This is a genomic window from Thalassospira sp. GB04J01 (assembly GCF_000751115.1).
GTDB lineage: Bacteria > Pseudomonadota > Alphaproteobacteria > Rhodospirillales > Thalassospiraceae > Thalassospira > Thalassospira lucentensis.
In genome coordinates this window covers 448451-457007 of sequence record NZ_CCDX020000008.1, presented here as the reverse complement: position 1 = coordinate 457007, position 8557 = coordinate 448451, and the positions used below count along the sequence as shown (strand labels likewise).

Below are 8557 nucleotides of genomic sequence, written 5' to 3'. Positions count from 1 at the left end.
GCAAGGTTTTTGACCTCGTTTGCCACCACGGCAAAGCCTTTGCCCGCTTCACCCGCGCGCGCCGCCTCAATCGTTGCGTTCAGGGCCAGAAGGTTGGTCTGACCGGCAATATCATTGATCAAGCCAATGATTTCCTTGATTTTTTCAACCGTATCGGACAGGCCCGCGACATCGTTTGACGCACTTTGGCTTTCATCGGTGGCACGTTCCACCGTGTTTGACATCTGCGAAATCTGAACATTGATTTCCGTGATCGAGGATGAAAGCTCCTCGGTCGCGGCGGCAACCGCATCAACGTTCTGCGAAACCTCACCGGCGGCCGATGCAACCTGCTGGCTCTGGCCAAGGATACCATCGGCATTTTGCGCCATGCTGACCGAAAGATCGTTGCTGCGCCCGACAGAACTGTTGACCGCACCGGCGATGCCGCCCACTTCGCTTTCAAGTTTTTCTGCAATCGCGCGGATGTTCGACCGGCGTTCCTGTTCGGATTTTTGTTTCTGAACGGCTGCATCGGCTTCAAGTTGCTGGGCCTGTGCCGATTTATCGCGCAGCGCAAGAACACCTGCCGCCATGTCGCTAATCTCGGTGAAGTGAGAGTTGCCATCGACCTCGGCGGTGTAGTTGCCCTCCGCAATGGTCCGAATGGACGTGTTCAGGCCCTTGATGCTTGAGGCAATACGTGACCCGACGAACCAGGAAATGACTCCGGCAATCACGATGGCGATCACCGAAATAATCGCAATACGCTGCATGATGGTCAGGAATTCCGACTGTACGTCATCCATATAAACGCCAGCCCCCAGCGCCCAGTTCCACTCCTTGATCGGGCGGACATAGGCCGCCTTTTCAATCAGTCTGTCACCTTCACCGGGTTTCTTGGTTTCATAGGTGATGATCCCGCCACCGGCCTGTGCGGTTTTGACGATCATGGTGCGCACTTTGCTGTCGGGATTACATTTACCAACGTCTTCAGGGCTCAGCGGATCAAGAACCATGCAGTGGCCATAGTCACTGGCAAAGATGTAGTTGGCACCGTCAAAGCGATACGCATTAAGGATGCCAAGGGCGGCTGCCTTGGCATCGGCTTCGCTCATCTCACCTGATTTTGCCTTGGCAACATAAGAATTGACGATCGTGACCGCCCCTTCGGTCAGATGCGAAATCTGTTCGAACTTCCCGTTCCGAAGGCTGGTCTGGTAATTAAGCGCAACCGTGAAAATAATCGCCAGCAGCGTCAGTAGACAAATTGCCGGGATTGAAAAAATCCCCGTCACAACACGAAATCGCATGTCCGTCCCCTTGTTAAGCACATGTCACATAACGATTATGGGACCATGAATTGTAAACAGAACAGTTAATTCTCGAAGATATATTACGTCCAAATGCGTTTTTGCATGGCTGATCGGCGTTGGCTTTGATTGACATTGTTTCAAAGGGCCTGTATCACCCGGCTCATTCCTTCGCTTGCAAAGACAGAATCAGCTGTCAGGAACTGTATCAAAGGCGAGGAGGGTGGTTACAACGTGATGACGTTGTGGCCTCACATCATTTGCCTCTCTTGCAGGGTCCGACGCAGTGGCTTCTTTGCCGCGTTACCGGTCATGACTGCGTTTGAGCAGGCATCATTGGCGTTAACATGTCGCCACCGGATAACGTAAGGATATTCCTTTTATGACTAATTTTGAAGGGCTCAAGCTTATCGAGCCCCTGCTGCGCAATGTTGAAGCTTCCGGTTTCACCGCACCGACTGAAATTCAGGCTGCTACGATCCCGGCACTTCTCGAAGGGCACGACCTTATGGGTATTTCCCATACGGGTGGCGGTAAAACCGCTGCGTTCTGCCTTCCATTGCTGCAGCGTCTTGCTGAAAATCCGCAGCGTCCAAAACCGGGCCAGCCGCGCGCAGTTATCCTTGCGCCGACCCGTGAACTGGCAACCCAGATTGGCCAGTGCCTGCGTGATTTCAAAAAAGGCATCCGCCTTTTCTCATCTGTTGTTTTCGGTGGTTCCCCGATGGGCCCGCAGATTCAGGAACTGCGCCGTGGCGTTGATATCCTGGTTGCGACCCCGGGTCGTCTGCTTGATCACATGTCGCGTAATACGATCCGTTTCGACGACGTCGAAGTCTTCATCCTTGATGAAGCCGACCGTATGCTCGACATGGGCTTCTCCGAAGACGTTCTGACTGTTGCACAGCAGCTGCCGCACAAACATCAGACCGTGATGTTCTCGGCAACCATGCCAGCAGAAGTCAAACATCTGACCGACCGCCTTCTGCGCGATCCGGTCAAGGTTGAAACCTCACCGCAGGCAAGTGTCACCGAACGTGTGACCCAGATTGGTATGTTCGTGAAACGTCACGACAAAACCAAGCTTCTGGTTCAGATCCTCAAACGTGATGACACCGAACGCGTTCTGGTCTTCACCAAAACCAAGGCAGACGCTGACGAACTGTCGTTCCAGCTGCGCGATGAAGGCATTGATAGCGATGCCATCCATGGTGATAAACAGCAGCGCATACGTCAGAAAATCCTGCGCAATTTCCGTAATGGCCAGTTCCCGGTTCTGATCGCAACCGATGTTGCGGCCCGTGGTATTGACGTTCCGGGCATCACCCACGTTGTGAACTATGACCTGCCGCAAGATGCCGACAGCTATGTTCACCGTATCGGTCGTACCGGTCGTGGTTCTGCCGAAGGGATTGCGATTGCGTTCTGTGAACCGCGTGACATTCGCTTGCTGCGCAACATCGAACGCCTGATCAAACAGGACATTGCCATCGACGAAAATCACGAATTCCATGCAGCACCTCCGGCCCGTTCGGCTGGTGGCGGTGGTCGTGATGGCGGTCGTGGTCGTGGTGGCTTTGGCGGCGGTCGTGATGCTGGTCGTGGTCGTGGTGGCTTTGGCGGTGGTCGTGATGCCGGTCGCGGTCGCGGCGGTTTCGGCGGTGGTCGTGATGGTGCTGCCCGCGATGGTGGTCGTGACGGTGCCCGCGATGGTGGTCGCGATGCCGGTCGTGGTCGCAGCTTCGGCGGCGGTCGTGACGGTGCCCGTGATGGTGTTCAGGGTGAACGCGCAGCACGTGGTTTCGGTGGTCGTGATGGTGCACGCGATGGGGGCCGTGATGGTGCCCGCGATGGCGCACGTCGTGATTTCTCTGATCGTCCGCGCCGTGATGGCGGTGAATTCCGTGCCGATCGCAAACCGCGTTTTGACAATGATGATCGTGCCCCGCGCGGTGATCGCGAAGACCGCAGTGCCGGTCGCGGTGGTAACTTCCGCCCGCGTGGCGAAGGTGCCCCGCGTGATGGTGCGAACCGTGATGGTGGCGAACGCCGTGGTGCAGACAAGCCGCGCGCTGAACGCGCTGCGAACTTCCGCAATCGTGATGGTGCCGGTCGTGACGGTGCCCGCGGTGATGGCGGCGCACGCCGTGACTTCGGTGATCGTCCGCGCCGCGCAGAAGGTGGTCGCAGTGAAGGCCGCAGCGAAGGTCGCGGTGGCAACCAGGGCATGAAACGTCGTTCAGCCTAAGCTGACATCTTATAGGCGGGATATCCCCCTATAACGACGGACAAAAGATACCAAAGGGCCGGCTGGAAACAGCCGGCCCTTTTCGTGTTTGCGGCCTGCCTGCGATGGCCGCGATCCTGAAAATTAAACTTTGAACCTATCCTTGCGGGTGGACTTTTCCGGACGTCATCCCACATATTAATACGATACCCATTCACAGCTAATGGGTGACACAGGAGTTCATGTCCCATGAGGTGGGCGGTCATATTGCTTGGCGCGATGGTGTGGGTGCTTGTTCCCGGCGCCGTACAGGCGCACGACAAAGCAGACCATTTTGTCACATCTGCCGATGGTGCGCGTGACTGTGCGCATCTTCTGGCATCCGGAAATCCTGATTATCCCCCCTATCTTTGGCGGGCAAAAGACGGGCGCAGACTTGACGGGGCCGCTGCTGATTTTCTTAAACGTGTCGGTGAGCTTGCCGGTGTTGAGATCGAAGTAATCCACACAGGGAACTGGGGACGTGTGCAACAAAACATGCGCGATGGTTCAATCGATATGGTTGCTGGCGCATTCCTGACCACGCCCCGCCTTGAATATATGGATTATTTTTATCCGCCCTTTCAAAGAACCCGAACCGTCATCTGGACCGAAAGCCATCTGGATTTGCGCTATAGCCAATGGTCCGATCTGGTCGGGCTCGAAGGCCTGACTGTGATCAATAATAGTTTCGGTCAGACGTTTGACACCTATGCGGACGAAAACCTTACCATTCGCGAAGTTCCCAGCCTCGATCAGGGTTTGAAAATGCTGTCGCACAATCGTGCTGAATACCTGATTTACGAAGAATTCCCAGGCAAGGCCTATGCCGCACGTGAAAACATCACCAACCTTCGGAGCTATCCGGTGGCGGTCAGCGAAGAAAGTCTGTATCTGACCATGTCGCACAACTCAGGCTGCAATACCGCGTCGTTGCGCGGACGGATATCCAAGGCCGTCTTCAAGCTTGTGTCCGACGATGTAATGGACGACATGCTTGAGGCGGGGATCAAACGCTGGGGCGAAAACACCAACTAGATTCAGAGTTTTCCGGGCATCGGTGCACCGGTGGCATCGGTTTCTGCTGTGGGTCGTCATCTGCGGTCCAAAGCCGTGAAGTCGTGGCATTTGTGTGCGGGGTGACGGACCTTCATTTTCCGGGGTTTGAGGCGTAAATATTAAATCGGCATATCTATGCGGATTTGATTTGACGTTAACGTAAACGTTAACTACAACAGAGTGGCGTCATATCCCGGTGCACTCAAAAATGTGCATCGCTTTATCATCAGGATCGCGAATGGCACAGTTCGAACCGCAAAACCCCAATTACGATGCCGAAGTCCGCTATCGTTTTGCCCAGCAGCCCTACAATCTGTCGATTGGTGCGAAGATCACCGATGTCAAACCGGGCCGGGTGGAGGTGGTTGTACCGACCCGTTCTGATCTGGTGCAGCACAATGGCTTTTTCCACGGCGGGCTCATCGCCGGTCTGGCCGATATCGCCGGGGGCTTTGCCGGATGGAGTCTGGTGGAGGTCGATCAGGGGATGTTGACGATTGAATATAAACTCAACATCGTTGCACCTGGTTTGGGCGATGAATTGCGGGCCGTTGGCGAGGTTGTTTCACGCGGTCGGTCGATCATTGTCACCCGTATCGATATCTTTGGTATGAGGAATGAAAAACCGGTGTTGTGCACGACCGCACTTCAGACGCTTAAGGTGATGAAGCTGCCGCCAGAATTATTGCATGAAACTGACTAATTCGGCGAATTCTTCATTTTAAACGAATAATCAAACCGTACTCAGGGCAGGATAGATACCATGGCATTTTTCGAATTTCCCGGATTGAAATTTGATCTTGGCGAGACCGCAAATGCGATCCGCGAAACCGTTTCCGCCTTTGCCGAGGCCGAAATCGCACCGCGCGCCGCCGAGATCGACGAAAAGAACGCGTTTCCCAACGATCTCTGGCGCAAATTCGGCGATTTGGGCCTTTTGGGCATGACCGTTTCCGAAGAAGACGGCGGCACGGGCCTTGGGTATCTCGAACATGTGATTGCCATGGAAGAAATCAGCCGGGCGTCAGCATCTGTTGCCCTGTCTTACGGCGCGCATTCAAACCTGTGCGTCAATCAGCTCAAACGCAACGGGAACGCCGATCAGAAGGCCAAATACCTGCCGAAATTGATCAGTGGTGAACATGTCGGCGCACTTGCCATGAGCGAACCGGGCGCTGGCTCGGACGTGGTGTCGATGAAGCTGCGCGCTGAGAAAAAAGGTGATCGTTATATCCTTAATGGCAACAAAATGTGGATCACCAACGGCCCGGATGCCGACACACTGGTGGTCTATGCCAAAACCGATCTCAATGCCGGGCCAAAGGGCATTACCGCCTTCATTATCGAAAAGGGTTTCAAGGGTTTCTCGACCGCGCAAAAGCTTGATAAACTGGGCATGCGCGGCTCAAACACCTGCGAGCTGGTGTTCCAAGACTGCGAAGTCCCCGAAGAAAACATCCTCGGTCAGCTCAATGGCGGGGTGCGGGTTCTGATGAGCGGCCTTGATTACGAACGGGCGGTTCTGGCCGCCGGCCCCACCGGGATCATGCGCGCCTGCATGGATGTGGTTGTGCCCTATATCCATGAACGCAAACAGTTTGGTCAGGCGATTGGCGAGTTTCAGCTGATGCAGGGCAAAATGGCCGATATGTACACCACGATGAATGCGTGTCGGGCGTACGTTTATGAGGTCGCCAAGGCCTGTGATCGCGGCGAAACATCGCGTAAAGATGCCGCTGGTGTGATCCTCTATGCCGCGGAAAAGGCCACATGGATGGCGCTTGAAGCGATCCAGACGCTGGGCGGCAATGGCTATATCAATGAATATCCAACCGGCCGGTTGCTGCGCGATGCCAAGCTCTATGAAATCGGGGCGGGGACCAGCGAAATACGGCGCATGTTGATTGGCCGCGAACTGTTTGGCGAAACCGCTTAAACCCCCGGTTTTCTACGCAAATCTGACCAAAACACAGATACAGGTTAAAACTCATGAACACGTCTGATCCAATCGTCATCGTTTCCTGTGCCCGCACCCCGATGGGCGGTTTGCAGGGTGATTTTGCCCCGGTTACTGCCGCCGAGCTTGGCGGTGTCGCGATCAAGGCCGCCCTTGAGCGCGGTGGTGTGTCAGGCGATGATATCGACGAAGTCATCATGGGTAATGTGCTTCCCGCCGGTCAGGGACAGGCGCCCGCACGTCAGGCCGCATGGCATGCCGGTATCCCGCGTGCAGCAGGGGCCACCACGATCAATAAAATGTGCGGATCGGGTATGAAGGCCGTGATGTTTGCCCATGACATTCTGGCCGCTGGCAGTTCCGATGTCATGGTGGTTGGCGGCATGGAAAGCATGACAAATGCGCCATTTTTGCTGCCCAAAATGCGGTCGGGCCATAAATACGGTCATGACATGGTCTATGACCATATGGCGCTGGACGGGCTTGAAGATGCCTATGAAAAAGGTCGATCCATGGGCACCTTTGCCGAGGCGACCGCGGAAAAATACGGCTTTACCCGCAAAGAGCAGGATGACTACGCCATCACATCGCTGACCCGCGCACAAAATGCTGCAACTTCGGGCCATTTTGCCGATGAAATCACCCCGGTGACCTATGCCACGCGCAAGGGTGATGTGACCATTGATGCCGACGAGCAACCACCAAAATCCAAACCGGAAAAAATCCCGACCCTGCGTCCGGCCTTTGCCAAGGACGGCACAGTCACGGCCGCCCATTCGGCATCAATTTCCGACGGCGCAGCCGCCCTTGTCATGATGCGCGCGTCCGAGGCCAAAAAGCGCGGGCTTAAGCCCCTTGCCAAAATCGTAGGCCAAGCGACCCATGCACAGGAACCGTGCTGGTTCACCACCGCCCCGATTGACGCAATCAAAAAGGTTCTGGGTAAAACCGGCTGGTCGGTCGGGGACGTCGATCTCTGGGAAATCAACGAGGCCTTTGCCGTGGTGGCCATGGCTGCGATGCGTGATCTTGAGCTTGATCATGGCAAGGTCAATGTGCACGGCGGGGCCTGCGCACTTGGTCATCCGATTGGCGCGACGGGCGCGCGGTTGCTGGTGACCTTGATCCATGCGCTTAAAACCCGTGGCGGGACCAAAGGGGTGGCATCGCTGTGCATTGGCGGGGGGGAAGCCACGGCCGTTGCGATTGAGCTTATTTAACGCAGATTAAATCCGTTCTAAAAAGTTGCGTTTGGGGCTACCAACTTGTGCGAATTCCCCCTATTTTGTCGCCAGAGTGATTGATCAAAACAGGGGAATTCGCGCGATGTCAAAGCCGACCGTTGACCGGATGCTGGCCGGGTTTAAAAGCTTCAAGGCGATGTATTATGAGCAGCGCCCTGAACGCGTCGAAGACTTGGTCAATATGGGCCAGAAGCCCGAAGTGCTTTTGATTGCCTGTTCAGACTCGCGCGTTGATCCGGCGATCCTGACCAATGCCGAGCCGGGTGAGATGTTTGTGGTGCGTAACGTCGCCAACCTTGTCCCGCCCTATGAGCCCGATGAAAACTATCACGGGACGTCAGCCGCGATTGAATTTGCGGTCCGCGATCTTAAGGTCAAGGACATCGTGATCCTTGGGCATTCCGGCTGCGGCGGGATGGAAGCGCTGGTCGAGCACGGCGAAGCTGGCAAGGTGCCCGAACGTGACTTTATCGGCGAATGGGTCAGCATGGCGAAATGCTGCCTGCATCATGGCCCGGATGTCGACAAAGTCTCGCGCCATTCGATCCGCAATTCGCTGGATAATCTTATGACCTTTCCTTTCATCAAGGATCGGGTCGATGCCGGGAACCTTCACCTGCATGGGTGGTGGTACGGCATGAAAGAAGGCATTCTTTGGCAATATGATGATGCCAAAGAAGAATTTGTTCAGGGGCTTTAGGCCCGGCTGAATGCTTTTATCTGATCGCATGGCCGGTGC

7 protein-coding genes are annotated in these 8557 nt (G+C 55.4%); 6 read left to right on the top strand and 1 reads right to left on the bottom strand.

The features are described from left to right. A partial coding sequence (locus AMM48_RS07170; RefSeq protein ID WP_102783490.1) for a cache domain-containing protein occupies window positions 1–1292 on the bottom strand: 1292 nt, incomplete at its 3' end. Window positions 1293–1674: 382 nt separating this feature from the next. Between AMM48_RS07170 and AMM48_RS07165 the strand changes: the two genes are divergently transcribed. From AMM48_RS07165 to AMM48_RS07140, 6 genes are all read left to right on the top strand, one after another. Further along, window positions 1675–3540, top strand: a complete 1866-nt coding sequence (locus tag AMM48_RS07165) for a DEAD/DEAH box helicase (protein ID WP_102783489.1) — start codon at window positions 1675–1677, stop codon at window positions 3538–3540. A 228-nt stretch (window positions 3541–3768) separates the two neighbouring features. Beyond that, window positions 3769–4596, top strand: coding sequence for a transporter substrate-binding domain-containing protein (locus tag AMM48_RS07160; protein ID WP_102783488.1), 828 nt, complete (start codon window positions 3769–3771; stop codon window positions 4594–4596). 259 nt (window positions 4597–4855) lie between these two features. Next, the gene (locus AMM48_RS07155) at window positions 4856–5320 is read left to right on the top strand and encodes a PaaI family thioesterase (RefSeq protein ID WP_102783487.1); all 465 of its coding nucleotides are present in this window, start codon (window positions 4856–4858) and stop codon (window positions 5318–5320) included. Between the two features lie 60 nt (window positions 5321–5380). Then, window positions 5381–6553, top strand: coding sequence for an isovaleryl-CoA dehydrogenase (locus AMM48_RS07150; protein WP_102783486.1), 1173 nt, complete (start codon window positions 5381–5383; stop codon window positions 6551–6553). 53 nt (window positions 6554–6606) lie between these two features. Then, window positions 6607–7794 (top strand): acetyl-CoA C-acyltransferase, encoded by a 1188-nt coding sequence (locus AMM48_RS07145; RefSeq protein WP_102783485.1) that lies wholly within the window; start codon window positions 6607–6609, stop codon window positions 7792–7794. A 106-nt stretch (window positions 7795–7900) separates the two neighbouring features. Further along, window positions 7901–8518 (top strand): carbonic anhydrase, encoded by a 618-nt coding sequence (locus tag AMM48_RS07140; RefSeq protein WP_022732638.1) that lies wholly within the window; start codon window positions 7901–7903, stop codon window positions 8516–8518. Window positions 8519–8557: the final 39 nt, after the last annotated feature.

Coding starts and splice junctions, on each gene's coding strand:
- AMM48_RS07160 (WP_102783488.1), top strand. CDS start 3,769: ATGAGGTGGGCGGTCATATTGCTTGGCGCGATGGTGTGGGTGCTTGTT.
- AMM48_RS07155 (WP_102783487.1), top strand. CDS start 4,856: ATGGCACAGTTCGAACCGCAAAACCCCAATTACGATGCCGAAGTCCGC.
- AMM48_RS07150 (WP_102783486.1), top strand. CDS start 5,381: ATGGCATTTTTCGAATTTCCCGGATTGAAATTTGATCTTGGCGAGACC.
- AMM48_RS07140 (WP_022732638.1), top strand. CDS start 7,901: ATGTCAAAGCCGACCGTTGACCGGATGCTGGCCGGGTTTAAAAGCTTC.
- AMM48_RS07165 (WP_102783489.1), top strand. CDS start 1,675: ATGACTAATTTTGAAGGGCTCAAGCTTATCGAGCCCCTGCTGCGCAAT.
- AMM48_RS07145 (WP_102783485.1), top strand. CDS start 6,607: ATGAACACGTCTGATCCAATCGTCATCGTTTCCTGTGCCCGCACCCCG.